Here is a 26,426-nt window from a genome sequence, read left to right on the forward strand (position 1 = left end):
GCCGGGGAACCATCATCGGGCACGGGGCCGTCAGTTCGGGCTGAGCGGGGTGAGCAGGGCGCGGCTGACCATGCCGACGGAGCCGGAGAGGGCGTCGGCGACCAGGGCGCGGGCGGGTGGGAGGCGGCGCAGTTCCCAGAGGGTGAGGACGGAGGCCCAGGCGGCGTCGCGGGCGCGGTCGATGCTCCAGACGGAGAGGACGTGCAGCAGGGGGCCGCCGACGGGGACGGGGAGCAGGGCGGTGCGGACCTGGGCCTCGACCTGGGCGAGCAGGGTGTTGATCCGCAGGTAGTCGGCGTGCAACTGGTCGGGGGTGCGGCCGGTGAGGCGGCAGGTGTCCAGGACGGCGAGCGGGAGGTCGTTCTCGATGTGGGCGTTCATGCCGGCCAGGGCGAACTGGAGCGGGTGGACGCCGGGGGCGGCGCGCAGGTCGAACAGCGGGCGCCAGCACGCGGCGGGCCGGCGGCCGGCGCGGTCGTCGTCGGCGGCGGCCAGGTAGCGGGCGGCGAAGACGGCGTCGAGTTCGGCCATGGCGGCGGGGTCGTCGAAGTACCCCGCGGCGAGGTGGTCGCGGACCAGCCGGGTGACGGTGAGGTACATCGCGTTGAACACGGCGACCCCGTCGGCGGGCGGGAGTTCGGCGGCCAGTTGCGTCATCCGGTCGACCACCTGGTCCACCGTCAGTACCGGTGCGGTCATGCGCACGCTCCCATGAGGATGAGGGGATGGGTGAGGGGATGATCGGACAAGGGGATGGTGGGCTGATACTCCGTCACCTTCGCAGGCGGGGGCGCCGCTGCCAAGCCGCGCGCGCGGTGCGGGCGGGTGGAAAAAGGGGAGGGGAGGGGAGGGCGGGGAGAGAGGGAGAGCCGGGGGGAAAGGGGCGGGGAAGGGGAGGGAAAAACCAGGTGCGCGGGGTGGGGCGGGTGGGGCAGCATGGGCGGCGACGGCGCTGCCGGGCGCATTTCGCGCTCCCGCCGTTCCCTGTCCCCGGAGGCTCGCGTGGTGAAGCGATATTAGTGGCGGTGCACACCGCCCTCCGGCCTGCCCCCGTCCGCGGGCGGCCGAGCCTCCCGGTCCTTTCGGACGACCCTGCTGACGTGCTGATGCGCTGACGTGCCCCCGTGCGGGCGCCCGTCCGCGGCCGGCGCGGCCGGTCCGGGCGTCGACACCTGCCGCGAGCCGTGGGCGGCCGCCCCTTCGCGGGCCGGCCGGCAGCCGTCCCCTGCTGCGTCCGGCCCCCGCCGAGTCCCCCGCATCCCCGTCCGTGTTCGGCGGCAGTTGCCCTGCCGCCGTGCGCCGACGCCTCCCGAGAGGATGGCCATGGCCGCCACCGTGTTCGACCGAAGTGCCGCGCAGCTCCGTGAACTGATCGAGGACGAGGGGGAGTTGCGGGAGGGGCCGGAGCTGGCCCGGCTGCTCGGGCTGCTCGCCGAACGCCGGCGCGCCGACCTGTCCGGGCTGTCCGCCGGGCGGCAGGCCGAGCTGCTCGGGGCGCGGGTCGCGCAGGTGCTGCCCGGGGGCGGGCGGCTGGCCGAACTGCTCGGCGAGGGGCGGCCGTTGACGGTCAAGTTCGGGATCGACCCGACGGGGGCGGAGGTGCACCTCGGGCACGCGGTGCCGATGATCCTGGCCAGCCGGTTGCAGCGGATGGGCCACCGAGTGGTGTTCCTGGTCGGGGACGTCACCGCCCGGATCGGCGACCCGTCCGGCCGCAGCGCCGAGCGCCCGCCGCTCACCGAGGAGGACGTGCGGCGCAACGTCGCCACCTACCGGCAGCAGGTCGGGCCGTTCTTCGACTTCGAGCGGGCGGAGTTCCGGTTCAACAGCGAGTGGCTGGAGCCGATGACGCTGCCGCGCTTCCTGGAGGTGCTCACCCGGCTGCCCGCCTCCGCCGCGCTCCAGCGCGAGGACTTCCGCACCCGGCTCACCGAGGGCAGCGGGCTGACCCTGGCCGAGCTGGTCTACTCCGTGGTGATGGCGCTCGACTCGGTGGAGCTCGTCGCGGACGTCGAACTCGGCGGCCTCGACCAGCTGCTGAACCTGCAGATGTGCCGCCGGGTGATGAGCGCGACCGGGCAGCGGCCCGAGGTGGTGCTCGCCACCGGGCTGATCGAGGGCACCGACGGCACCGGCGCCAAGATGAGCAAGTCCAGGAACAACTACGTCGGGCTGGGCTTCCCCGCCGAGGAGATGTTCGGCCGGCTGATGGCCTGCGCGGACCGGCTGCTGCCCGGGTACCTGCGGGCGCTCACCGAACTGCTCGACGAGGAGGTCGCGTTGCTGCTCGCCCAGGTCGACGACGGCCGCCGGCACCCGATGGCGGTGAAGACCCTGCTGGCCGCCGCCGTCACCGCCACCGTGCACGGCGAGGCCGCCGCGCTCGCCGCCCGGGACGCCTTCCGGGCCCGGTTCTCGGTCCGCCGGTACTCCGAGGCGGGGCCGCTGCCCACCGTCGACCCCGCCGCGCACGGCGCGGCGACGCTCGGCGAGCTGCTGGTCAAGGTCAGCGGCGAACTGCCCAGCCTCAACCAGGTCCGCCGGGTCGCCGAGGCGGGCGGCCTCAGGCTCGTCGTCGAGCACACCGGCGGCGCGCAGCGGACGGTCCCGCTCGGCCGGGCGGACGCCGACGAGCGGCTGCGGGTCGTGCTGGGTGCGCACGACCTGGCCCGCCCGCGGGCGTCCCGCCGGGTGTTCCTGCGCTGCGGGCGGAAGGTGGTGGAGCTGACCTGAGCGGTCCGCCCGGAACGCACGGGCGCGCACGGGCGTGCGGGGCGGCAAGTGCCCTATCCTTGGCGCGATTTATCGCATGATCATCAGAAGTGAGGGGCGATGACCGGAACCATCGTGGTGCGCGCGGAGCAGCCGGGGATCGGCCGGGCGGGGACGTTCGGCGTCCTCGTCGACGGGGTCCGGGCCGGCCAGGTCCGGCAGGGGGAGACCGCGCGGTTCCCGGTGCCGGCCGGCACCCACACGGTGCGGGTCGCCGCGAAGGACCGCACCGGCTCCAACGCGGTGACGGTGCGGGTGGCCGAGGACGGGGACGCCCCGGTCACGGCCCGCGGGACGGGGCTCGGCGTCGCGCTCCTGCTGCCGCTGCTGGCCGGGATCACGGTACCCCCGGTCTACGCGGTGGCGACGATGGTTCTGCTCGCGGTGGTGTTCCGCACCGTCCCCGGCCTGATGTTCCGGGTGCGCGTCGACGACCCCGAGCCCCCGGCGCCGCAGGCCCCGCAGGCCGGTGCGGGGGAGGGGAGCGGCGGGGCCGGCCTGTGGTGGGAGTCCGACCCCGCGCTCGCCAAGCGGTTCCGGAAGGCCGCCGACTCCTGACGGCCTGACCGTTCCCCGCACCCGGGCTACTGCTGGACGTGGAGGGTGATCGGGTTGGTGAGGGCGGCCATCGGGCCCCAGGGCAGGTCGGGGCCCATGGCGTTGCCCTTGCCGGGGGTGCCGTCCGCCCTGGGGTGGCGGACCTCGGCGCGGACGTAGGCGGCGAGGGAGGCGGTGGTGCGCCAGCGGACGGTGGCGGGGCCGGTGGCGGGGAGGGTCTCCTGGTGGAGCTGGCCCTCGTCGGTGAGCAGCCGGGCGGTGCCGCCGGGGACGCCGGAGACGGTGAGTTCGACGTCCACGGGGGCGTCGGCGGGGACGGTGAGGCGTTCGCCGATGCCGGCCCGGCGGCCGTGGCCGGTGGCGGTGAACTCCAGCCCGACGGCGGCGGATTCGGCGATCCAGCTGCGTCCGGCGCGCAGGCCGTCGAGGACCGCGGGGCGGCTGAGGTCGTCGGCGAGGACGACGTTGTGCGGGCTGCCGATCGGCTGCGGGGCGCTGTGGGCGTCGCTGTTGCCCAGCGCGGGCAGCCAGTCGCGGCCCTCGCGCAGGGCGGCGGCGAGGCCCGCGTCCCAGGTGTCGACGGCGGACTCGTCGTCGTACGTCCAGGGGCCGTTCCACACCTCGACGGCGTCGGCGTCCTGGTAGCCGAACTTCCACTGGCAGGCCACGTACGGGCAGTAGGGGTGGGCGGGGACGACCAGGCCGCCGCTGCGGCGGACCTGGCGGGCGAAGCGGGGGAACCGTCCGTCGCGGGAGCGGTAGCGCCAGTCGACGAACTCGCCGGGGTCGAGGCCGAGCGCCAGCCAGTGGCCGTTGCGGGTGGTGACCTCCTCGCCGGTGATCACCAGCAGGTCGTCCCCGGCCAGCGGGCCCCAGACGCCGTGCGCGGAGGTGGTGTTGTGGTCGGTGGAGACGATGAAGTCCAGCCCGGCGGCCCGGGCCCCGGCCGCGACCTCCTCGGGCAGGCGGCGGCCGTCGGAGTGCACGGTGTGCAGGTGGCAGTCCCCCCGGTACCAGGCGCGGCCCCGGCCGCGGGCCCGCTCGGCCGGGTAGTGCGGGGTGAAGGCCGGGCCCGGGCGGCCGAACCGGAAGGTGACCTGCACGGTGTAGGCCAGGCCCTGCGGGGCGACCTGGTACGGGCCGAGCACCACGTGCCAGGTGCCCGGGTTGACCGGGCCGGGCAGGTAGCCGGGGGTGGCGGCGCCCGCGGAGAGCGCGAAGGAGTCGCGGAAACCGCCGGACCAGCCGCGGAAGCCCCGGCCGCCGAGTTCGGTGCCGCGCTCGTCGAAGATGCCGATGTCGCAGGAGTTGCCCGGGGTGCCGGCCGGGACGGCGGGCCGGTCGTAGCTGTAGGACACCGCGATCTCCCGCACGCCGGACGGGACTTCCACCGGGAGGTGGACGAAGTCGGCCGCGCCGGTGGGCAGTCGGCCGGTCAGGGTGACGGTCCGGTCGGCGGGGAGGGGAGCGGGGGCGGGGGCACCGGCACCGGTGACGGGGGAGGCGGCCGCGGCGGGGGTCGGGGCGGCCAGGCCGGCGGTGGCGGTCGCGGCGCCGGTGGCGAGGCCGGTGCGCAGCAGGGCGCGGCGGCCGGGCAGGGCGGACGGGTCGGTGGGCATCGGGCCTCCGGTCGGTGGGCGCGGGCGGGGCGTCGGCGTCGGCGTCGGCGTCGGCGTCGGCGTCGGCGTCGGCGTCGGCGTCTCACCGGGCGTCCCTACCCGGCGGGGTGAACCGGGGGTGAGGCCGGGGTGAGTCGGGGCCCACGGTGCTGCGGAGGATGCGTGAACGAGGGGTGGGGGAATATGCGCCTAGCAGTTTCGCCCGGTCGTGGCCGAAGGTTTGCCGGGACTACCGCTCGTCCGGGTGAATCCGGGGCGCGGCGCTACTCCGGGGGCGCGTGGTGCGACAAGCCTATGAGCCGGGCGCGGCGCGGTCCGGACCGCGCCGGCGGATTCCGGAAACGGCCCTCCAGCAGGGCAACTCTCCTGGGGGAAAAGAATTCTGACGGACCGTCAGAGCCTCGGCGCAGCGGCTATGCTGCTTCGCGCCCGGGCCCCGCCGCACCGCCCGGCCCCGCCCACACCCCCGTCCCCTCCGAGCGTATGAGGATGCTGATGCTTCGAGCTGGATCGTCACCAGGCGGACCGTCGTCAGGAGGGCGGCTGCCCGCGGCCGTGCTCGTCTGCCTGCTGCCCGCGGCGGTGATCGGCGCGGCCGTCGGCCTCGCCGTCGCGGCGGCCCCCGGCGCGGCCACCTCGGGGATCGTCTGGTGCGGCCTGGTGGGCGCCGCGGCCGTGGCGTTGGCGGGCTACGAGGCGGTGCGCCGGGGCCGCGCACTGGAACTGGCCCGCGAGGAGGCCGCCCGGCAGGACGCCGAGCAGCGGCACCGGCTGGCCCGCCAGCAGGCCGGCATGCTCGAACTCGCCCGCACCGAACTCCCGCAGGCCGTCGCCCGGATGCAGGGCGGCGAGTTCATCACCGACGTGCTCCGCTCCTACGAGCAGCAGCACGTCAACAACGCCGGCGACGAGTTCCACGACTTCCGCTACGCCGTGCTGCGCGCCGTCCTCGACGCCGTCGACAACGAGGAGGCGATGCGCGAGTCCGCGCAGCGCGCCTTCGTCAACATCGCCCGCCGGGTGCAGGCCATCGTCCACCGCCAGGCCATCGACCTGCGCAAGATGGAGGACCGGCACGGCGACGACCCCGCGGTCTTCGACGACCTGCTGCTGCTCGACCACGGCAACGCGCTGATCGGCCGCCTCGCCGACTCCATCGCCGTGCTCGGCGGCGCCCGGCCCGGCCGCCAGTGGAACAACCCCGTCCCGCTGTACAGCGTGCTGCGCGGCGGCATCTCCCGGATCCTCGACTTCCGCCGGGTCGAACTGCACCCGGTCTCCGAGGTCGCCGTGGTCGGCCCCGCCGTCGAACCGCTGATCCACGCGCTCGCCGAACTCCTCGACAACGCCACCCGCTACTCGCCGCCGCAGACCAACGTCCACCTCACCGCCGTCGAGGTGCAGACCGGCATCGCCATCGAGATCGAGGACGGCGGCCTCAGCCTCGGCGAGGAGGGCCGGGCCCGGGCCGAACGGATGCTGGCCGAGGCCGAGTCCGGCATCGACCTCAACGGCCTCGGCGAGGCGCCCCGGCTCGGCCTGGCCGTGGTCGGCCGGCTCGCCCGCGCCTACGGCTTCCAGGTCTCGCTGCGCCCGTCCGCGTACGGCGGCGTGCGCGCGGTGCTGATCGTCCCGCAGACGTACATCACCACCGCGCCCGCGCCCAGCCGCGCCCACGGCATCGGCCGGATCGCCACCACCACCCCGCTGGCCTTCCCCGCGCACCAGGCCCAGGGCCCGGCCGACACCGAGCCCTACCCGATGGTGGCCGGCGCCGAGTTCGCGGACACCGCGCCCCGCCCGCACCCCGCCGCCGCGACCCACACCCCCGCCGGGGGCTTCGCGGCCACCGCGGCCTTCCCGGCCGCGTCCTCCGTCGCGGCCGCCCCCACCGGGACGTTCCCGCGCGCCGTGCCCGCACCCGCGGCCGCCGCCGACCCGTACCAGGACGACGTCCCGCTGGTGCTCGAACGCACCGCGAACGGGCTGCCCCAGCGCCGCCGCCACGCCACCCCGTCCCGCTTCGGCGCGGCCCGCCCCCCGCAGCAGGACCGGGCCCCGGCCGCGGCGCCGCCGCTACAGGCCGCCCCGGCGCCGCGGACACCCGCATCCGCACCCGCATCCACACCCGCACCCGCATCCGCCCCCGAGCCGGTCCAGCCCGGCCTGTGGCTGGCCGCCTTCACCGACGGCGTCAACGGCACCGCGCCGTCCGCCGGGCCGGGCGGCGACAGCCGAGCCAGTGACGAAGCAGCAGGGAAAGGCGACAAGTGATTCAGCAACGGACCAACATGGACTGGATGCTCAAGGACCTCGCGGAGACCGTTCCGTGCATCAGGCACGTCATCGTGCTGTCCGCCGACGGCCTGCGGCTGGCCCAGCACGGCACCGACCCCGACACCGCGGACCGGCTGGCCGCCGCCTGCGCCGGACTGCAGAGCCTGGCCAACGCGGTCGGCCACGAGTTCCCGCACGGCGACGGGCGGATGAGGCTGGTGGTGATCGAGGTCGGCGGCGGGTTCTTCTACCTGATGGCGGCCGGCTCCCGGGCCTACCTGGCGGTCCTCGCCGACGAGGGCGTGGACGCCGGACTGGTCGGCCAGCGGATGCGCGACCTGGTCGCCCGGATCGGCGAGCACCTGACCACGCCGGTCCGCGGCAGCGAGCAGATCGCGTGACTCGCACCGCCGACCCGACGGGCCGCCGGACCGCGTTACGGCCGCGGCGCCGGGCCGCCGGGGCCCGAGCGGACGACCGGGCCGGGGCGGGCAGTGCAGGCCGTGCGGGCGCGCCGAGCGTCGGGCGCGGGCCCGGCCCCGGGGCCGGATCGGGGTCCGGCCCCGGGCCCGGCAGCGCGGCAGCAACGACCGGAACACCGCCGGCGCGCCGACCGGCCGCCGGCCACACCGAGGTGCGGGGATGAGCAACCAGGACTGGGCGGACGCCAACCCGGAGCGGCTCTACGTGATCAGCGGGGGGCGCGACCGCAAGTCCGCCACCGCCGGGTTCGACCTGGTCACGCTGGTCGTCGCCCGCGCCCGCCCCGAACCCACCATGCAGCCCGAGCACGCCGCGATCCTGCGGATCTGCTCCTCCCCGCTGTCGGTCGCCGAGATCTCCGCCTACCTGCGGCTGCCGAACAGCCTGGTCACCGTCCTGCTGGCGGACCTGCTCGCCGAACGCCGGATCGAGGTCCGCGCCCCGATCCCCCCGGCCGCCCTTCCCGACCTTTCCCTGCTGGAGGCAGTGATCCATGGACTTCAACGGCTCTGAGCCGCGCGGGCCGCGCGAGGCCGAGCTGCTCCCGGCCACCGTGGCCACCGCCGTCAAGGTCGTCATCGTCGGCGGCTTCGGGGTCGGCAAGACCACCCTGGTCGGCGCGGTCAGCGAGATCCGCCCGCTGACCACCGAGGAGACCATGACCGAGGCCGGCGTCGGCATCGACGACCTGGCCGGGGTGGAGCGCAAGAACTCCACCACGGTGGCGATGGACTTCGGCCGGATCACCATCAGCGACGAACTGGTGCTGTACGTCTTCGGCACGCCCGGCCAGGAGCGCTTCTGGTTCCTGTGGAACGGCCTGTTCGAGGGCGCGCTGGGCGCGGTCGTGCTGGTCGACACCCGGCGGCTGGAGGTCTCCTTCGACGTGCTGGGCCGGCTGGAGGACCGCGGGGTGCCGTTCGTGGTGGCGCTCAACGCCTTCCCCGAGTCGCCCGGCTACCCCGTCGAGGAACTGCGCGCCGCGCTCGACCTGCCGCACCACGTGCCGATCGTCCAGTGCGACGCCCGCTCCCGGGAGTCCAGCCGGGACGTGCTGATGGCCCTGATGCGCTACCTGTACGACCTCGCCGCCCGGCCCGCCGCGGCCACCGCCCAGCCGGTCGGCTGACCCTCCCGGCCGGCCCTCCCCGGCCGATCGCCGGGCCGGCCCCCGCCGTCCGCCGGCCGCACCCCCCTTCTCGATCCTCCCCCCGGAGTTACCCCGTGACGTACCAAGAGCACGCGCACCAGGGCGCGCCCGTCCCGCCGCCCGGCTGTCCCGCCCACCGCGCCGGCGGGGGGCCGCAGGGCGACGGACTGCTGCGGCTGTTCGGCCCCGAGGCCGAGGCCGACCCGGCCGGCTTCTACGAGAAGCTGCGCGCCGAGCACGGCGAGGTCGCGCCGATCCTGCTGCACGGCGACCTGCCGGCCTGGCTGGTGCTCGGCTACTCGGCGAACCTGACCGCGATGCGCACCCCGTCCCGGTTCTCCCGCGACTCCCGGCGCTGGACCGAGTTCCAGCAGGGCCGGGTCGCCCCCGACTCCCCGGTGCTGCCGGTGATCGCCTGGCAGCCGACCTGCTCCTTCGTCGACGGCGAGGAGCACCGCCGGCTGCGCACCGCCGTCACCGACGGCCTGAACCGCTTCGACCGACGCGGCATGCGGCGCTACGTCACCCGGTTCTCCGACCAGCTGATCGCCGAGTTCGGCGACAGCGGCCGGGTCGACCTGGTCTCCCAGTTCGCCGAGCACCTGCCGATGCTGGTGATGACCCAGCTCCTCGGCATGCCCGAGGAGTACGGTCCGCGGCTGGTCGAGGCCGCCCGCGACCTGGTCAAGGGCACCGAGACGGCCGTCGCCAGCAACGAGTACGTGGTCGAGTCGCTGCGCCGCACCGTGGAGCGCAAGCGCAACGAACCCGGCCAGGACCTGATCACCTGGCTGATCGAGCACCCGTCCGGGCTCAGCCAGGACGAGGTGCTGGAACACCTGCGCTCGGTGCTGCTGGCCGCCAACGAGACCACCATCAACCTGATCTCCGAGACGCTGAAGATGGTGCTCACCGACAGCCGCTTCCGCGCCCACCTGTCGGGCGGGCAGATGACCCTGCCGGACGCCCTCGACCAGGTGCTGTGGGACTCCCCGCCGTTCATGCTGGTGCCCGGCCGCTGGGCGACCGGCGACACCGAGCTCGGCGGGCAGGCCATCAAGGCCGGCGACATGCTGCTGCTCGGCGTCGCGGCGGGCAACGCCGACCCGGCGGTCCGGCCCGACCTGGACACCCCGCTGTTCGGCAACCGCTCGCACCTGGCGTTCGGCAGCGGCCCGCACGAGTGCCCCGGCCAGGAGATCGGCCGGGCGATCGCCGAGTCCGGCATCGACATCCTGCTCACCCGGCTGCCCGACCTCCAACTCTCGGTCGAGGAGGACCGGTTGGTCTGGCGGGGCGGCTGGATGTCCCGCCACCTGACCGAGCTGCCGGCCCGCTTCACCCCGCGGGCCGCCCTCCGGCCGCAGCCGCCGGCCGGCCCGGTCCCCTCCTCGGCCGCGCCGTCGACCCCGCTGGTGCCCGGCCCGCGACCGGTCGCCGCGACCCCGCTGCGGACGCCCGCAGCCGGGCCCGCGCCCGTGCCGGCGCCGCCGCTGCCGCCCGCGCCGCCGGTGGTGCCCCAGCAGCGGCGCGGCTGGTGGAGCGCGCTGCTGGCCCGGCTGCGCGGCTGACGGGCCGGGCGGGGCCGGCGGGCCCGGCCCCGGCCCCGGTTCACCCGAGGTCTCCCCGGGCCGACCGGGCCGACCGGACCGCGGCGCGGGCGAAGGCGCGGACGAACGGGTGCGGGCCCTCGTGCTCCGGCGTCAGCTCCGGCTGGAACAGGGTGGCCAGGTAGAACGGGTGGCCGGGCAGCTCGGCCACCCGGACCTCGCCGTCCGCGTCGTGCCCGGTGAACCGCATCCCGTGCGCGTGCAGCACCCGGAGGTAGCCGGGGGCCAGCGTGTAGCCGCAGTTGTAGCGGGCGGTGGCCCGCTCCGCGCCGAGCAGCCGGTGCGCGGCCGAACCCGGGGAGAGCCGGATCCCGCCCTCCTGCCGGTACAGCGAGCAGGACAGCGGGACGATCACCAACTCCTCGGCCCCGGGCTGCTGTTCGGCGTGCGCCGCACCGCCGATGCCGCACGCGTGCCGGGCGAACTCCAGCATCGCGTGCTGGAACCCGCCGCACGTCCCCAGGAACGGCACCCCCCGCTCCCGGGCGGTGCGGGCCGCCGTCACCGCCCCGGCCTCGCTGCGGTACGGGCTGCCCGGCACCAGCCAGATCCCGTCGAACCCCGCGAGTTCTCCGGCGTCGACCTCCTCCGTCCCCACCCAGTACGGCTCGACCGCGAGCCCGTCGGTGTCCAGCAGTGCCGCCAGCATCGGCGGCCCCTGCCGGTGCGCCGGAACGTGCGGGGAGCGGTCGCCGACCAGGGCGACCCGGGCCGTGTGCGTGCGGTGTCCGGTGTCCATGACCGGCCATCCTGGCCGGGGCCGGGCCGGCCGGTCCAACACGCGTTCCTGCTGGCCCATCAGCACCGCTGATCGGCCCGGCCGGCGGGGCGCGCACACTGGGGGCGTGGATTCGCACCTGCTCAGGACGCTCGTCACGGTCGCCCGGCTCGGCTCGTTCTCCGCGGCCGCCCTCGAACTCGGCTACACCCAGTCCGCGGTGTCGCAGCAGATCGCCGCGCTGGAGGCCGAGTTGGGCGCGCCGCTGCTGCACCGGCGGCCGGTCGGGCCGACCGGGGCCGGGGAGCGGATGGTCGAGCACGCCCGGCTGCTGCTGGAGCGGATGGACGCGGCCCGGGCCGACGTGCGGCGGCTCTCCGTCCCCGATCGTCCCCAACTCCTGGTCGCGGTCTCCCCGTTGGCGATGGACCCGGCCGTCGCCCAGGCCCTCGCCAAGGTCCGGCAGAACGACCCCCGGCTGCGGGTCCGGGTCCGGGTGCTGCCCCGGCGGGCGGTGGCCGCCGAGGTCGCGGCGGGCGGCTGCGCGGTCGGCGTCACCGACGGCTACACCGCGCCCGGCGGGCCGCTGGCCCTCGGCGACCTCGGGCCGGTCCGGCAGGCCGGGCTGGGGGAGGAGCCCTGCGCGGTGCTCTGCCCGGCCGGACACCCGCTGCACCGGCGGACCGGCGTCGACCTCGGTCAACTCGCCGACGCGGGCTGGCTCGACGCACCCGCCGTCGCCGCCCCGCTGGCCGACCTGCGGACCGCGACCGGCGGCGGCGCGTTCCCGGCCGTCGCCGACTACGAGGGCCTCGACGCGGCCGCCCTGCTCGCCCTGGCCGTCGCGGGCCACGGCCTCGCGGTGCTGCCCCGGGCCCTGGCCGCGAGCGCCGGCGCGACCGCCCTCCCGGTCCGCGCACCCCGGCTGGCGCACCGCCGGGAGGTGCTGTTCGCCCCGGTGCTGGACGCCCCGGCCCGGGCGTTCGTGGACGCGCTGCCGCGCGGGGCGTGAGGGGGCGTGGTGGGTCCGGGCAGGCGAGGGCCCCCGGCCCGGGGTGCGGGTCGGGGGCCTGGTGCGGGTGCCGGTGGCCGGGCCGGGGCCCTCCCCCACAGGGGGCCCGTCGGGTCGGTCAGCGGTGTCGCGGGGTGCCTGGCGGCCGGTGACCGGTGCCTGGTGGCCGGTGGCCGGTGTCAGCAGGCGCCGAGGTCGTCCCAGACGCCCCACTGGCCGGTGGAGCCGGGCTGCTCGCCCTGGGTCCACCACTTGGCGCGCCAGTTGTGGCCGCCGTAGGAGACGGTCTCGCCGCCGTTGTAGGTCGCGCCGGCGCTCCAGGCGGTGGCGGTGCAGGTGCCGGAGCCGCCGCCGGTGGTCCCGCCCGTGGTGCCACCCGTCGTGCCGCCGGTGGTCCCGCCCGTGGTGCCACCCGTCGTCCCGCCGGTGGTGCCGCCCGTGGTCCCGCCGGTGCCGCCGATGTTGACGTCGATGCAGGAGTAGAACGCGTTCGCGGTGTCCGAGACGTTCCACACCGCGAGGACCTTCTGGCGGCCGGTGAAGCTGCCGAAGTTGACGGTCTGGCTGAGGTCGGCCGGCGGCTGGGCGTTGTTGCCCGGGAACGTGGCGATCAGCTGGTTGCCGATGTAGTACTGCCAGTTCGCGGTGGAGTGCCGGGCGGTGAAGTGCCAGGTGAAGGTCTGGACGGAGGACACGTTGGTGACCTTCCAGCCCAGGTTGTCGTTGTCCAGCTCCGCGTACTCGGAGTGGCCGCCGGAGCAGCTGAACAGGCCCTTCGGGCCCTCGACGCTCTGCGGCTCGTACTTGATCTGGCCGCAGCTGACCACGTTGTTGGCGCACTGGTCCTGGCGGCTGGGCGGGTTGGTGATCCAGCCGTGGGCGTCGGCGGTGCCCGCCGAGAGGGTCATCCCGAGGAGGGGGGCGACCAGCGCGCCGACGGCGGCGGTCACCTTTCTCTTGGTCTGCATGTGGGGTGCCTTCCTGATGTGGGGGTTCAGGTCTGCCCGAGGCCGTCGGGGCACGGCGGACCCCGCCGTGGCGCGGTGGGGCGGACACGAGCGGTACTCCTCCGTACGACCGGTGCGACAGGTCGGGAGACGGCCATAGGTCTAGACCGGATACTGAGGGAGACGATAGCGACGTACAGGACGCGGTCAAGTGGTTGAGCGAAATGTCCGCCTCCGGTGAGCGCAGTTCACCGAAGAACTGACAGAACGTCACCGGACCCGTGCCGAAATGTGTGTGACTTCCGACCGGACCGCGACCGACCCCGGGCACCCCGGACGTGGTAGCTTCCGGCGCATGCCGCAGCGCGTCCTCCTGACGACCCGGGGTCACATCGACCTGCTCCGGGTGTGTTCCGCTGCCTGTCGCCGCGCCTGATCCCGCCGCACCCCCTCCCCGCGGCCCCACCGGGTCGGGCGCCCCCGCCACCCGTGTGCCCGCAGGTCCGCAGGTCCGCGTGCCCGTACCCGGGCGGGGCCGTCCGGGGAGAGGGGGGCGTCCGTTCCGTCCCCCCGATGCCCCGGCCGCTCCCGGAGAATGAGGACCCCGTGCCTGACCGCACCCCCGTGTTCCACTGGTTCCTGCCCACCGGCGGCGACGGCCGCGACCCCGGCGGCGTCACCGCCGTGCAGGGCCGCACCGGCGCCGCCACCCGCCGCCCCGCCGACGTCGGCTACCTCGCCCAGGTCGCCGCGGCCGCCGAACAGGCCGGGTTCACCGCGCTGCTCGCACCGGTCGGCCTCGGCTGCGTCGACCCGTGGATCCTGGCCGCCGCGCTCACCCAGCACACCAGCCGGATCGGCTTCCTGGTGGCCTTCCGGGCCGGCTTCGCCAGCCCCACCCTGCTCGCCCAACAGGCCGACTCCTTCCGCCGGTTCGCGGGCGGACGGCTCCGGCTGAACGTGGTCACCGGCGGCGACCCGGCCGAACAGCGCGCCTACGGCGACCACCTGGCGCACGACGAGCGCTACGCCCGCACCGACGAGGTGATGGCCGCGCTGCGCGACCTGCTGGCGGGCGAGCGCGTCGACCGGCAGGGCGAGCACCTGCGCCTGGACGGCGCCCGACTCGTCGACCCCGCCGTCGAACACCCCGTCCCGCTGTACTTCGGCGGCGCCTCGCCCGCCGCCGAACAGGTCGCCGCCCGCCGGGCCGACGTCCAACTCCTGTGGGGCGAACCGCCGTCCGCGATCGGCGAGCGGATCGCGCGGCTGCGCGCGATCGCCGCCGGGCAGGGCCGCACGCTGCGCTACGGGCTGCGGCTGCACGTGATCAGCCGGGACACCGCCGAGCAGGCGTGGGCCGAGGCCGACCGGATCCTGTCCGGCCTCGACCCGGCGGCGGTCCGCGCCAGCCAGGCCCGGTTCGCCGCGATGGACTCCACCGGCCAGGCCCGGATGACCGCCCTGCACGGCGGCGGCACCGCCACCGCCCGCGACCTGCTGGTCGCCCCCAACCTGTGGGCCGGGATCGGCCTGGTCCGGGAGGGCGCCGGCACCGCGCTGGTCGGCTCGCACGACGAGGTCGCCGCCCGGCTCGCCGAGTACCGGGCCCTGGGCGTCGAGGAGTTCGTCCTCTCCGGCTACCCGCACCTGGAGGAGGCGTACCGGGTCGGCGAGGAGGTCGTCCCCCGGGTCCGGGCCCTGGCCGCCGCGCAGGACGCCCGGGCCGGGCGGGCCGGGCGGGCCGCGCAGGCCGTGCAGGACGCCCGGGACGCCCGGGACGTACGGGCCGCCCGGTGAGCGCCGCATCCCCGGGGCCGGGTGACGGACCGTCACGCTAACGTGTCCCCCCGCATGGTCATGACGGGCCGTCCGCCCCGACCGCGCGCCCGTCCGGAAGCTTGCCGGACGGACCCGGCGGGAAGGACGCAGCAGGGGACCGCCGTGCGGGGCGGGTCGGGAACGGGGGAGCGGGATGTCGAACGCGCGGGTGCGGCAGGCGGTGCGCAGCACCATGCCGGGGCTGGCCGCCTGGTGGCTGTGGATGCCGCTGCTGGCGGCACTGGTCTGGGTGGTCAAGCACTTCCTGTTCGGCGGCTTCGGGCAGCAGGACCAGAGCTACGTCCTGCTGATCGAGCGCCAGTTCTTCCCGCGCGGCGGGCCGTGGGACGCGGCGCCGCTGTTCTGGTTCTGGCTGGCGGTCGGCCTGGTCGGCACCGCGGTGGCGGTCTGGTTCGCCACCGACGAGGCCGGGTCCGACTTCACCGAGTGGTGGCCGCGGCTGGCGATGGCCGTGGTGGTGCTGGCGGTGATCGGCTCGCTGGTGCGGACCGGCACCGGGCTGTGGGACAACGACAAGGACGCGGGCCGGTTCTACGCCCGCTCCACCGTGCTCGACGTCCCGGCGGGCGGCGCGGCCACCCCGCGCTCGGTGCTGCCCGTCACCGAGCACAGCCGCCCCGGCGACGGCACCCGCTGCGACCTGGTCGGCACCTCGGACGTCCCGGCCTGCGTCAAGACCGCCCCGATGCCGGACTTCGACTTCGAGGCCCGCACCGCCTCCTACGCCGCCGCGAACAAGGCGCTCACCGACAGCGCGGGCCTGACCTCCGGCATCCACCTGCTCGACCACAGCCTGCACTACCTGCCCGGCACCGGCACCGGCACCGGAACCGGAACCGGCACCGGAACCGGCACCGGAACCGGCACCGGAACCGGCACCGGAACCGGCACCGGAACCGGCACCGGAACCGGCACCGGAACCGGTACCGGTACCGGCGGCCAGGCGGGCGGCGGGGTGTGGACGGCGGTGCTGGACGGCTCTGGTGAGCAGCCGATGGAGGGCGTCGCGGTCTGGGACGGCAACACCAACTCGGTGGCCTCCTGCGCCTTCCACGGCGACCACGCCTTCGGCCGGGCCTTCGGCGGGACGGGCGCGGTCAGCCTGCGCAACCTGCTCGCCGAGCGCTTCCCCGACCTGGTCTACAGCGACCAGGACATCTGGGGCTACTGCGACGGCCCCGACGTCCGCACCGCGCAGCCCGTGATCGTCATCTCGGTGGCCCGGGAGCAGGGCTGGAAGCAGCGCACCGTGACCGCCCCCGCCGGGGTGCTGGTCCTCAAGGGCTCCGCCGACGGCCGCCCCGACCTCGCCTACCGCGCCACCGTCGACCCCGGCGACCTGCCCGGCGCGGTCTACCCGGCCTCGGTGGTCCGCTCGCAGATCCACGAGGTGCAGTGGCTCGGCGGGCGCGGCGTCAAGGACGACCGCGGCTTCGGCTACGACCACACCTCCTCGGCCGCCAACGCCACCAACCCCGGCGAGTTCCTGCTCCGCTCGAAGGCCGACGGCCACCTGTACTACGTGACGCCGCTGGTGCCCCGGGACAGTTCCTCCCAACTGGTGGTCGCCTTCGCCGTCCTGCAGGCCGACCGGGTCGGCGACGGCCTCAACGACCTGCACGTGTACGTCCGGGCCGACGACGCCCCGTCGGTCAACCTGGACGTGCTGGCCAGCCGGATGGTCTCGTACATGGCCCAGCAGACCTCGATCACCATCAGCGTCGGCCAGGGCGGCGCGCTCCAGGAGATCATCCCGTTCGGGCGGGACACGTGGCGCGGCTTCGTCGACTTCAACGGGCAGACCCAGGACTACATCGACCTCTCGGGCGACGCCACCGTCACCCCCAACCTGGTCTCGCTCAAGGACCGGATCACCCCGCCCGGCGGCCAGCCGCAGCCCCAGCCGCAGCCGCCCGGGACGCCCGCCCCCACCGCGCCCGCGTCGCCCGCCGCCCCGGCGGCCGGCTGCGGCGGCGACCCGGCGCAGCTGACGGACCGCCAGCTCGCGGACTGCATCGCCGAGTGGTCCCGCACCCTGCAGGGCCGCCTGCCGGCTCAGCCCTCGGCCGGGGGCTGAGCCGTCCGCCTTCGGCCAACCGCCAACCGCCGTCCGTCAGTTGTCGGCGGCGGCGCGGTCGGCGACGGGGCGGCGCAGTGCGGCCGGGGTGAGCGCGGGGGGCTGCCAGGCGCCGTCCGCGCGGTAGAGGTCGGTGCCGGGCGGGACGATCGCGTCGATCCGGTCCAGGGTCTCGTCGTCCAGGGTCAGCGCGGCGCCCTTCAGCAGGCCGGCGAGCTGCTCGACCGTCCGGGGGCCGAGGATCACCGAGGTGACGGCCGGGTGGGCGAGCGGGAACGCCACGGCGAGTTCGGGCAGCGTGCAGCCGAGGTCGTCGGCCAGGGCGACGAGTTGCTCGACCACGTCGAGCTTGCGGGCGTTCTCCGGGAGCGCCGGGTCGAAGCGGTGCGGGGTCAGGGCGGCCCGCCCGCTGCCCAGGTCGATCGTCCCGCCCTTGCGGTAGCGGCCGGTCAGGAAGCCGGAGGCGAGCGGGGACCAGGTCAGCACCCCCATGTTGTGGCGGCGGGCGACCGGCAGCACCGTGTTCTCCACGCCGCGGGCCAGCAGCGAGTACGGCGGCTGCTCGGTCCGGAACCGGGGCAGCGCGCGCCGCTCGGACACCCAGTGCGCCTCGACGATCTCCGCGGCCGGGAAGGTCGAGCAGCCGAACGCCCGGATCTTGCCCTGCCGGACCAGGTCGCCGAGCACCGACAGGGTCTCCTCGACGTCCGTGCGGTGGTCGGCCCGGTGCACCTGGTAGAGGTCGATCCAGTCGGTGCGCAGCCGCCGCAGGCTGTCCTCCACCGCCCGCAGGATCCAACGCCGCGAGTTGCCGCCCCGGTTGGGCCCCGGGCCCATCGGGAAGTGCACCTTGGTCGCCAGCACCACGTCGTCGCGCCGCCCCTGCAGCGCCTTGCCGACGATCTCCTCGGACTCGCCCGCCGAGTACATGTCGGCGGTGTCGACGAAGTTGATCCCGGCGTCCAGTGCGGCGTGCACGACCCGGGCCCCCTCCTGGTGGTCCGGGTTGCCCACCGAGCCGAGCATCATCGTGCCCAGGCAGTGCGTGCTCACCTCGATGCCGGTGCCGCCGAGAGTCCGGTAACGCATGGTCGATTCCCTTCCGTCGCTCTGGTCACTGGTGCGCCTGCGGCCACTCTAGGAGTTGGAGTCGACTCGAGATCAACCCCTTTCCGCGCGGAGGTCCGCCGCCCGTCACCCCCGGTCGTCGTAGCTGCTGGTGCCCTCGTCCAGCAGCGGTCCGTCCGCGGCGGGTCGCGGGTGCTTGAGGTGGGCGGGGGCCAGGGCGCGCAGGCCGTGGTAGCCGAGCAGGACGATCAGCGTGCCCAGGGCGATGCCGCCGAGTTCGAAGGTGTCGGTGAACTTCAGCGTCACGTTGCCGATGCCGACGATCACGCCCGCCGCGACCGGGACCAGGTGCAGCGGGTTGGTCAGGTCCACCTTGTTGTGGATCCAGATCTGCGCGCCGAGCAGGCCGATCATGCCGTACAGGACGACGGTGATGCCGCCCAGCACGCCGCCCGGGATCGCCGCGATCACCGCGCCGAACTTCGGGCACAGGCCGAACAGGATGGCGAAGCCGGCCGCGCACCAGTACGCGGCCGTCGAGTACACCCGGGTCGCCGCCATCACGCCGATGTTCTCCGCGTACGTGGTGGTCGCCGGGCCGCCCACCGCGGTGGAGAGCACGGTGGCCGCGCCGTCCGCCACGATCGCCGCGCCCATCCGGTCGTCCAGCGGGTCGCCCGTCATCTCGGAGACGGCCTTCACGTGCCCGGCGTTCTCGGCGATCAGCGCCACCACCACCGGCAGCGCCACCAGGATCGCCGAGGCCGAGAAGCTCGGTGCGTGCAGGGACGGCAGGCCGATCCAGTCCGCCTTGCCGACGCCCGACAGGTCCAGGCGCCAGTGGTCGGTGGCCGCCCCGCCGCCCACCGAGGAGTGGATCCGCCCGAAGACCCGGTCGAACAGCCACGAGACGCCGTACCCGAACACCAGCCCCAGGAAGATCGCGATCCGCGACCAGAACCCGCGCAGCACCACCAGGGCGAGGGCCGTGAACGCCATCACCAGCAGCGCCGTCCACTGGTCCTGCGGCCAGTACGTCCCCGCCGCCACCGGCGCCAGGTTGAAGCCGATCAGCATCACCACCGCGCCCGTCACCACCGGCGGCAGCACCGCGTGGATCACCCGCGCCCCGAACCCCTGCACCACCGCCCCGCACGCCGCCAGCACCGCACCCACCACCAGCAGCGCACCCGTCAGCGTCGCCGCGTCCCCGCCCTGCGCCTTGATCACCGCGGCCACGCCGACGAACGACAGGCTGGAGCCCAGGTAGGACGGGATCCGGCCCTGCGTCACCAGCAGGAAGAACACCGTCGCCACGCCCGACACCATCACCGCGAGGTTCGGGTCCAGGCCCATCAGCACGGGCGCCACGAAGGTGGCCCCGAACATCGCCACCACGTGCTGCGCCCCGAGCCCGACCGTCCGCCCCCAGGACAGCCGTTCGTCCGGCCGCACCACCGCCCCGGGCCGCGGCGCCCGCCCGTCCCCGTGCAGCTTCCACCCGAAGCCGACCTTCATCCCGCGTCTCCCTCGCTCACCAGCCCGAACATGCGTCGCGCCATGATCCCCCACCCCCGCCGCGCGATCACCGCAGGCCACCCGTGTCACCGCAGGCCACCCGTGTCACCGGACGGAGGCGGGGCGAGGGCGGGGCGGGCAGGATGGGTTCCGCGAGTCGGCGGAACGAGGGGTTCCGCGAGTCGGCGGAAGCGGGCGAGGGCCCCGGGCGGCCGGGGCGGGCAGCGGGAGGCACCGGTTGGAGAGCGTGATCCACGACTCCGGGGACATCGTCGACGCCCGGACGGCGCAGGCGGCGGTCTCCACCGGGCGGCTGCCCGCGGACCGGGCGGTGCGGGCGGCGCTGGCCCGGGTGCACCGGCGCTTCCAGGCGGACCGCGGGGGCCGGGTGGCCGACTACATCCCGGTGCTGGCCGAGGCCGATCCGGAACTGTTCGGCATCGCGCTCGCGCACGTCGGCGGGAGCGTCCACGCGGTGGGCGACGCGGACCACCTGTTCTCGATCCAGTCGGTCTCCAAGGCGTTCGTGTTCGCCCTGGTCGACCAGGAGCTCGGGCACCACGCGGTCCGCCGCCGGGTCGGCGTCAACAGCACCGGCCTGCCGTTCAACTCGGTGCTGGCCGTCGAACTCAACCACGGCAGCCCGATGAACCCGATGGTCAACGCCGGGGCACTGGCCACCACCGCCCTCGCCCCGGGCGGATCCGCCGAGGAGCGCTGGGAGTTCGTCCGCCGCGGCCTCTCCCGCTTCGCCGGCCGCGAACTGGCCCTGGACGAGCGGGTGTACGCCTCCGAGACGGCCACCAACCAGCGCAACGAGTCGATCGCCCGCCTGCTGGACAGCTACGGCGCGCTGGCCCGCGACCCGGTCGCCACCACCGACCTCTACACCCGGCAGTGCTCGCTGGCGGTCTGCGTCCGGGACCTCGCGGTGATGGGCGCGACCCTCGCCAACGGCGGCGTCAACCCGCTCACCGGCGAGCGGGTGGTCGACGCCGAGGTCTGCCGCGACACCCTCGCCGCCCTGGCCACCGCCGGCCTGTACGAACGCAGCGGCGACTGGCTGTACGAGGTCGGGATGCCCGGCAAGAGCGGGGTCTCCGGCGGCATCGTCACCGTCGCCCCGGGCAAGGGCTCGATCGCGGTGTTCTCCCCCCGCCTGGACGGCGCGGGCAACAGCGTCCGCGGCCAGCGCGTCACCCACTACCTGTCCGGCGCCCTCGCCCTGAACCTGTTCGCCTCCACCGCCCACCCGCAGTCCGCGCGCTGAACCCCCGGCTGCGCGCAGCGACCCGGCCCCGCTCGGGGAGCGGGGCCGGGTGCTCGGCGGGCGGGGGCAGTGGGCTGAGGTCAGTGGGCGGCGGCGAGGCCGTACAGCCAGAGGCTGTTGACCCGGCTGCGCTCGGTGGTGTTCGGGTAGGGGTTGGTGCAGGAGGTGCCGGGGCCGCCGCCGGACATCAGCTCGCTGCACGGGCCGGAGTAGTGGTCGGGCAGGCCGAGCACGTGGCCGGTCTCGTGCGCGGTGACGCGCAGCGAGCTGTACTGCCGGTTCTGCGCGTAGTCGAGGAAGACGTAGCCGCTGCCGTGGCCGTCGGTGGAGGCGTAGGAGCCGCGGGAGTCGTTGCCCTCGTAGTAGCGGAAGTCGGCGTTGGTGCCGGAGCGGAGCTGGACGTTGGAGACCGAGGAGTTCCAGATCTGCGCGCTCTGCGAGATGACGGTGCGGAAGGTCGGGGCCTGGCTGGCGTCGTAGGTGACGGTGACGGCCAGCAGGTAGGGGTTGGCGGCCTGCTTGGAGCGGGCCGACTTCATCACGGCCTCGTAGAACGCCTTGTTGTCGGCGTCCCGGGAGGAGTTGACGGCGGAGCTCGCGGACGGGGTGTAGCCCTGGGTGGTGGTGGCCGCGGCGGCGGGCACGGCGGCGGTGCCGGCCGCGAGGACCATGCCGAGGGCGGCGGCGAGCAGGGTCATGGAGCGGTTCATGGGGGACTCCATTTCGCGGGTCCCGGGGCCGTGGGGAGGCCGTCCGGGACGCGGTGACGAGTTGTTGCACCGAGCTTGGGGCAGGGCGGCCGGGGAGCGGAGATGGCAACCGGCGATAGCTCGGGCCAATACCCGTGTGCGGCGCGGGATTTGACCGGACCTGGGACTTGCTTGACATGCTCTTGGCAGAAGCTGGACGCCTGGCTATGCTCCCGTGATGGACCTCGACGTCCGACACCTGCGGGTGCTGTGCGCGGTCGCCGACACCGGCAGCGTCCGGAAGGCCGCCCGTCGACTCGGCATGACCCAGCCGTCGCTGACCACCCAACTGCACCGCATCGAACGCACCATCGGCGGACGGCTGTTCACCCGCGAACGGACCGGCAGCCGCCCCACCGCCCTCGGCCACTGGGTGCTCTCCCGCGCCCGGCCCGTGATCACCGAGATGGACGCCCTGGTCGCCGCCGCCCGCGCCGAAGCCGCCGGACCCGGCCGCCGCCGACTGCGGATCGGCAGCGTCGGCAGCCGCGCGGTCGCCGCCTGGCTGCGCCGCATCCACGACCGGCTCCCGGAGACCGACACCACCATCCACATCGACATCTCGGCGATCGCCCTGCTCCACCTGGTCGCCGCCGAACAACTCGACATCGCCTTCGTCCACGAGAGCGAGGGCTTCCCGCTGCAGGTGCCGGCCGGCACCGAGCGGCGGGTGCTGGTCGCCCGCGAACCCCAGTTCGTCGCCCTCGCCGAGACCCACCCCGCCGCCGGCCGGCCGGTCGTCAGCCTCGCCGACCTCGCCCACGACACCTGGATGGTCGACCCGACCGCCGACCACGAGTACGCCGCCCTGCGCCGGGTCTTCGCCGGGGCCGGACTCGACCCGCGCGTCGTCCAGGTCCGGGACAACGCCACCGCCGCCGAACTCGTCGCCTCCGGCGAGGCCGTCCGCCCCTGCCAGCCCACCTCCCCGCCCGGCCCCGGCACCGTCCTGCGCCCCGTCCACGGCGACCCGCTCGCCGTCCGCCTGCTGCTCACCTGGCGCCCCGACACCGTCGGCGGCCCGGCCCTCGACGGCCTCTGGGGCGACCTCCGCCACGCCTACCTCGACCTGGCTAGCGTCAACCCCGCCTACCGCGCCTGGCTGCGCCGCCACAACCGCCCCCTGCACACCCTCCTCGCCCCGGCACCGCCACCGGCCTGACGGCAGGTCCGGGACCGTCCGGGGTTCGGCCGGTCGGGGTCCGCCCGGGATCCGCCTGGCAAAACGGTGCAACACCGTCGAGCGGCGCGTCGACCGACTGAAGAACCGGCGCGGTCCAGCGACCCGCTACGAGGAGACCGCCGCCGTCTCCCGGGCCGGGCTCCACCGCGCGGGCATCGTGGCCCGGTCCGCCCGCTGACCCGCACCGGTTGATCCTCACCCGCCGAAACGGTGCCCCGCCCCGGGCACCGGGCCCCGGGGGCGCCTTCACCCGGTCGGCGTGCCGATCCGGCGAGCGCCTCCCGGGCGTCGTCCCCGGTCGGGCGGCAGCAAGCCGTAGCAGTTGCGGCCGATCCGCTCGCCGAAGGCGATGGGCTGGGTACTGCCGGAGTGGTCGAGGGACAGCGGGACGATCAGGGTGCAGGCGGCCCGTCCGTCCCACCGCGGCGGGCCGGCCGGCGGGCCGGTGATCACCGGCAGGGCGGCGAACCCGCAGCCGTGCTCCCGGGCGACCACCGCACCCGCGGCCTTCTCCTCCTCGAAGTCCCGGCACTCCTGGATCCGGCCGTCGTGGGCGTCGGCGCGGGTCTGCTCGTCGGGAAAGTCCTCCGGCAGCGGCCGGCGCGCGTACAGCTCGTCTCGATCTTGACCGCCGGCGGGTCCTGTCGCCTGGTCCTGACCGGCGGGGAGGCGGCGGAGGCGTCTGCGCGAGCACGGGGCGGCGGCCGTGCCGACGGAGGTCCCGCCGACTCCGGGTGGGCGGGCTCGTCCGAGGTGTCGAGACGGCGCAACGCGTCGTCTCGAGGAGCAGTCCGCTCGGGTGCCGGAGCTGGCGGCGGCGGCGCTCCGGCTGGTCGCGGGCGGGTGGTTGACGTTGCGTCGGGGGCTCGGTGCCGCATCCGTCCAGGAGGAAAGCCCGGAGGTGACGGGGGCGGAGCTGGAGCGGCTGGTTGCCGACACGGCGACGTGGGTGTGGCCGTGGGACGGTCGAAGGACACCGGCTGCCGGCGCGCCACCCGTCCGGATCGGCGCCAGAGTGCCGACGGTGCAACCGGACGGCGTGGACCGGGCCCTCACCGTCGACGCCGGAATCCTTGCGCCACCTGGCGACACGTGGAGCTTCACGGAGCCTGTGCGAACGTCCTGCCAGCAGGGCTGTTGAGGCGTTCGAACACCACGCCGAGTCGGAGAGGGAGGAGGGCCCCGACTTCCAGGGCAACGCGGTGTTCTCGGAAGTCGATCCTTCCCGGGTGCGCGAGTAGTCGTTCTGGTCACGGTCCGGCCACATCGTGAACACCACTCCTCCACGGTCGCTACGGTCCCTCTCATCCGACCACCCGACCGTCACCCCTGGGGAACCGTTGAACGTGCGCCGTACCGCTCTCACCACCGTCGGCCTGCTCCTCGCCGCAGCAACCGTTGTCGCGTGCGACCCGGCCGCCACCAGCACCACGAAGACCAGCACCACCAGCGCCGGGGCCGACGCGCCCGTGCAGGCGTCCCAGCCCGCTGCTGCACCCCCGGCCGCGGGCAGTGACGACGCGAACGGCGACGTGGAGATCGTGTCCTGCCAGGTTGACCCGACTTTGCACTGGCCGTCCGCGGACTTGAAGATCACGAACCACTCGTCGAAGAGCTCGAACTACATCGTCAACATCGAGTTCGTCGACGCCGGCGGAACGCGTCTCGCGGAGGGCATCGCGGCGACGAACAACCTGGCGGCGGGTCAGGCCGCGAACGTGAAGGCGGCGGGGACGGCGGAGGTGAAGGGGAAGGCGTCGTGCAAGGTGTCGAAGGTGACTCGGTACGCGGCCCCGTGATGTGAGACGGATGTGCGCGTGCCCCGCCGCGAGCAGTGCGGCGGGGCACGACCGTGTTCAGCGGGCCCGGCGGGCCGGCATGCGCGGAACCCTCCCCGTGGTGTCGCATGCCGTGTGGTGTGCGCGCCGACGCACCTGCTCGGGGTGATTGACGATCACCATGGAGCCGACGGTTCGAAGCCGTTGGGGTCGGGCGTGCACCCGGCCTTCCACGCCGCCGCCTCGGACTGGTGGCGAGCGATGCCGATCCCGCTGACCAGCAGATCGCCGGGGTCGTCGTCCCCGCCGCGGACTGGCTCGCCGCGGGCCTCACGGATGATGGTCAACTCGCTTGCCGCGGAAGGCCTTCGAGGATGCTGATCGAACTGCTCGGGCTGCCCGGAGGCCCGTACCCGCAGTACGGCGAACTCGCCGGTCAGCAGCGGAGCCAGATGGCGAGTGCGGCTCCGGTGGCGGTGCCGAGGTGGACGCAGCCGCGCTTGTCGTACCTGGTGGCGACCGCACTCGGGTGAATTTTGGTGGTGAGCCCGCCGCGCGAACGGCCGAGCGCCTCACCTGCCGTACCACCTCCGCCCGCCGGCCGATCGGGTCCGCCCGGACCCGGGTCCGCCCGGGCGGACCCGGGCGGACCCGACCGCCTGCGTGGAGCCCCCTGAGCGGGACCGCCCCTCCATCGGCAGGATCTACTCGGACTTCTAGGCGTGCGCCGTGGCCCGGCGCGGGAGCTCCCGGCCGGGTACGGGCGGCAGCCCGATCCGAGCCAGGTCGGTGCGTTCTGTGTCGGGCGCACCGAGGGACTTCGCGTGCCTGGCCGTATCGACGAAACCAGGTTCGTGGAGGGTGAGTTCGAAGTCCTGGTGCGCCTTGACGTCCGGAGCGAACGGTAGGCGGATCCGCTCGTCCGCGACCAGACGGCGCACCTCGGCCCGGCTCAGGCCGAGACCGAGCTGGAGCAGCCGCTCCACCCGGACCGGCGCGGGCAGCTCGAAGCGCACCTGCACCGAGAGCGGGTTCGGGTCGTCGAGCGCGTACAGCGGCGTGCGGGTCGCCAGCTCCCACGTCCCGGTCCAGTCGAGCCGGTACCGGTTCTTCGCCGCGAGCGACGCGCTCATCACCAACTCCCGTACCGCTGCCGGGTCGTTGATCTCGTACGCCACCAGCCGGGCCGGCTCCAGCGTCGAGACGTGGACGCGCTCGTGGACGGGCACCTTCGAGGTCCGGCCGCACGTCGCGCAGCTCAGCAGCAGCCAGACGTCGAGCAGCTTGCCGTTCGCGTTGGCGCGTATCTTCCCCGAGGCGCGGTGCCGTGTGCCGGGACAGTCCGGGCAGGACCGGACGACGGTGGGCAGGGCGGACTGGCGCACGGCCCACAGGGCCTTGCGGTCGGTATTCATGTGTGGTGGATGCTTTCAGGACTCAGCAGGAGGGCACGCCGAACTCGCTCGGCGGCTCCCGCTCTCTGACGGATGCTCACGAGGGGCGCGACCCATCGCCGCGGAGCCGGGTCTTCAGGCTCCGCGGTTGATCGCGCGACAGGTACGTACTACGTGGCAGTCATCAAAGGTCCATGCGGGCGATCATGATCGAGACGGCGGCCCGCGGCAACCGATTTTCCCCGCGCTCTCCGCCGGTGGCCGCGTGCCGCTCATCTCATGGAACTCCAGCCCGCTGCCCGTCCACCCCGGTCGGACTCCCGGGTGCTCTGCCGGGATTTGGACTCGTGCGCTCGCCTGGCGCGGGAGGGGCGGGACGCGACTGTCGAGACTCCGGCTCA

Annotated in this window: 24 protein-coding genes; 14 read left to right on the plus strand and 10 right to left on the minus strand. The window is 74.8% G+C overall.

The annotated features are described in order from the left end of the window. Positions 1–30: 30 nt before the first annotated feature. Positions 31–699 carry a DUF5995 family protein gene (locus tag EDD39_RS19120; protein WP_123557621.1) on the minus strand — a complete coding sequence of 223 codons (669 nt, stop codon included), beginning with the start codon at positions 697–699 and terminating at the stop codon, positions 31–33. A gap of 624 nt (positions 700–1,323) precedes the next feature. On the opposite strand from EDD39_RS19120, the gene tyrS reads away from it, so the two are divergent. Both tyrS and EDD39_RS19130 read left to right on the plus strand, forming a co-directional pair. After that, positions 1,324–2,733: a tyrosine--tRNA ligase gene (tyrS, locus tag EDD39_RS19125; RefSeq protein ID WP_244256798.1), complete on the plus strand. Its 1,410-nt coding sequence runs from the start codon at positions 1,324–1,326 to the stop codon at positions 2,731–2,733. 99 nt (positions 2,734–2,832) lie between these two features. Beyond that, the gene (locus tag EDD39_RS19130) at positions 2,833–3,330 is read left to right on the plus strand and encodes a hypothetical protein (protein WP_123557625.1); all 498 of its coding nucleotides are present in this window, start codon (positions 2,833–2,835) and stop codon (positions 3,328–3,330) included. Between the two features lie 26 nt (positions 3,331–3,356). On the opposite strand, the gene EDD39_RS19135 is transcribed toward EDD39_RS19130, so the two are convergent. Further along, positions 3,357–4,949 (minus strand): CehA/McbA family metallohydrolase, encoded by a 1,593-nt coding sequence (locus EDD39_RS19135; RefSeq protein ID WP_123557627.1) that lies wholly within the window; start codon positions 4,947–4,949, stop codon positions 3,357–3,359. Between the two features lie 489 nt (positions 4,950–5,438). Here EDD39_RS19135 and EDD39_RS19140 point away from each other — a divergent pair, with 489 nt between their 5' ends. From EDD39_RS19140 to EDD39_RS19160, 5 genes are all read left to right on the plus strand, one after another. After that, on the plus strand, positions 5,439–7,223 hold the full coding sequence (locus tag EDD39_RS19140) for a sensor histidine kinase (protein WP_244256799.1): 1,785 nt from the start codon (positions 5,439–5,441) through the stop codon (positions 7,221–7,223). Further along, entirely contained in the window at positions 7,220–7,627 is a 408-nt protein-coding gene (locus EDD39_RS19145; protein WP_030462807.1) for a roadblock/LC7 domain-containing protein, read from the plus strand. The genes EDD39_RS19140 and EDD39_RS19145 overlap by 4 nt, the downstream gene beginning before the upstream one ends. A gap of 241 nt (positions 7,628–7,868) precedes the next feature. Continuing rightward, complete coding sequence (locus EDD39_RS19150) at positions 7,869–8,222, plus strand: DUF742 domain-containing protein (RefSeq protein WP_030462806.1); 354 nt, start codon at positions 7,869–7,871, stop codon at positions 8,220–8,222. Beyond that, positions 8,203–8,838 (plus strand): GTP-binding protein, encoded by a 636-nt coding sequence (locus EDD39_RS19155; protein WP_123557629.1) that lies wholly within the window; start codon positions 8,203–8,205, stop codon positions 8,836–8,838. The genes EDD39_RS19150 and EDD39_RS19155 overlap by 20 nt, the downstream gene beginning before the upstream one ends. A 95-nt stretch (positions 8,839–8,933) precedes the next feature. Then, positions 8,934–10,430, plus strand: coding sequence for a cytochrome P450 (locus EDD39_RS19160; RefSeq protein WP_123557631.1), 1,497 nt, complete (start codon positions 8,934–8,936; stop codon positions 10,428–10,430). Positions 10,431–10,470: 40 nt separating this feature from the next. Here EDD39_RS19160 and EDD39_RS19165 read toward each other — a convergent pair whose 3' ends face one another. Beyond that, positions 10,471–11,208, minus strand: coding sequence for a CTP synthase C-terminal region-related (seleno)protein (locus EDD39_RS19165; RefSeq protein ID WP_123557633.1), 738 nt, complete (start codon positions 11,206–11,208; stop codon positions 10,471–10,473). Positions 11,209–11,314: 106 nt separating this feature from the next. On the opposite strand from EDD39_RS19165, the gene EDD39_RS19170 reads away from it, so the two are divergent. Continuing rightward, positions 11,315–12,199, plus strand: coding sequence for a LysR family transcriptional regulator (locus EDD39_RS19170; RefSeq protein ID WP_123557635.1), 885 nt, complete (start codon positions 11,315–11,317; stop codon positions 12,197–12,199). Between the two features lie 179 nt (positions 12,200–12,378). Here EDD39_RS19170 and EDD39_RS19175 read toward each other — a convergent pair whose 3' ends face one another. Continuing rightward, positions 12,379–13,167, minus strand: coding sequence for a lytic polysaccharide monooxygenase (locus EDD39_RS19175; protein WP_123557637.1), 789 nt, complete (start codon positions 13,165–13,167; stop codon positions 12,379–12,381). 585 nt (positions 13,168–13,752) lie between these two features. On the opposite strand from EDD39_RS19175, the gene EDD39_RS19180 reads away from it, so the two are divergent. Beyond that, entirely contained in the window at positions 13,753–14,946 is a 1,194-nt protein-coding gene (locus EDD39_RS19180; protein ID WP_244256802.1) for an LLM class flavin-dependent oxidoreductase, read from the plus strand. A gap of 175 nt (positions 14,947–15,121) precedes the next feature. After that, positions 15,122–17,065 (plus strand): hypothetical protein, encoded by a 1,944-nt coding sequence (locus EDD39_RS19185; protein ID WP_123557639.1) that lies wholly within the window; start codon positions 15,122–15,124, stop codon positions 17,063–17,065. 36 nt (positions 17,066–17,101) lie between these two features. Here EDD39_RS19185 and EDD39_RS19190 read toward each other — a convergent pair whose 3' ends face one another. Beyond that, positions 17,102–18,154 (minus strand): aldo/keto reductase, encoded by a 1,053-nt coding sequence (locus EDD39_RS19190; protein WP_123557641.1) that lies wholly within the window; start codon positions 18,152–18,154, stop codon positions 17,102–17,104. 105 nt (positions 18,155–18,259) lie between these two features. Next, a complete protein-coding gene (locus EDD39_RS19195) occupies positions 18,260–19,651 on the minus strand; it encodes a uracil-xanthine permease family protein (protein WP_123557643.1) in 1,392 nt (463 codons plus the stop codon). Positions 19,652–19,898: 247 nt separating this feature from the next. On the opposite strand from EDD39_RS19195, the gene glsA reads away from it, so the two are divergent. Next, positions 19,899–20,921, plus strand: a complete 1,023-nt coding sequence (glsA, locus tag EDD39_RS19200; RefSeq protein WP_244257234.1) for a glutaminase A — start codon at positions 19,899–19,901, stop codon at positions 20,919–20,921. Positions 20,922–21,001: 80 nt separating this feature from the next. Here glsA and snpA read toward each other — a convergent pair whose 3' ends face one another. After that, the gene (gene snpA, locus EDD39_RS19205; protein ID WP_030462789.1) at positions 21,002–21,631 is read right to left on the minus strand and encodes a snapalysin; all 630 of its coding nucleotides are present in this window, start codon (positions 21,629–21,631) and stop codon (positions 21,002–21,004) included. 217 nt (positions 21,632–21,848) lie between these two features. Between snpA and EDD39_RS19210 the strand changes: the two genes are divergently transcribed. Then, on the plus strand, positions 21,849–22,832 hold the full coding sequence (locus EDD39_RS19210) for a LysR family transcriptional regulator (RefSeq protein ID WP_030462788.1): 984 nt from the start codon (positions 21,849–21,851) through the stop codon (positions 22,830–22,832). Between the two features lie 267 nt (positions 22,833–23,099). On the opposite strand, the gene EDD39_RS39015 is transcribed toward EDD39_RS19210, so the two are convergent. After that, positions 23,100–23,792 (minus strand): hypothetical protein, encoded by a 693-nt coding sequence (locus EDD39_RS39015; protein WP_148089474.1) that lies wholly within the window; start codon positions 23,790–23,792, stop codon positions 23,100–23,102. Between the two features lie 407 nt (positions 23,793–24,199). Here EDD39_RS39015 and EDD39_RS19225 point away from each other — a divergent pair, with 407 nt between their 5' ends. Next, positions 24,200–24,652: an FxLYD domain-containing protein gene (locus EDD39_RS19225; RefSeq protein WP_123557651.1), complete on the plus strand. Its 453-nt coding sequence runs from the start codon at positions 24,200–24,202 to the stop codon at positions 24,650–24,652. 155 nt (positions 24,653–24,807) lie between these two features. Here EDD39_RS19225 and EDD39_RS39660 read toward each other — a convergent pair whose 3' ends face one another. Continuing rightward, the gene (locus tag EDD39_RS39660) at positions 24,808–24,978 is read right to left on the minus strand and encodes a hypothetical protein (RefSeq protein ID WP_162870061.1); all 171 of its coding nucleotides are present in this window, start codon (positions 24,976–24,978) and stop codon (positions 24,808–24,810) included. Positions 24,979–25,005: 27 nt separating this feature from the next. Here EDD39_RS39660 and EDD39_RS39665 point away from each other — a divergent pair, with 27 nt between their 5' ends. Beyond that, positions 25,006–25,164, plus strand: a complete 159-nt coding sequence (locus tag EDD39_RS39665; RefSeq protein ID WP_162870062.1) for a hypothetical protein — start codon at positions 25,006–25,008, stop codon at positions 25,162–25,164. A gap of 183 nt (positions 25,165–25,347) precedes the next feature. Here EDD39_RS39665 and EDD39_RS19235 read toward each other — a convergent pair whose 3' ends face one another. After that, on the minus strand, positions 25,348–26,046 hold the full coding sequence (locus tag EDD39_RS19235; RefSeq protein WP_123557655.1) for a DUF1062 domain-containing protein: 699 nt from the start codon (positions 26,044–26,046) through the stop codon (positions 25,348–25,350). Positions 26,047–26,426: the final 380 nt, after the last annotated feature.

The organism is Kitasatospora cineracea (assembly GCF_003751605.1).
In the GTDB taxonomy this organism is placed as follows: domain Bacteria; phylum Actinomycetota; class Actinomycetes; order Streptomycetales; family Streptomycetaceae; genus Kitasatospora; species Kitasatospora cineracea.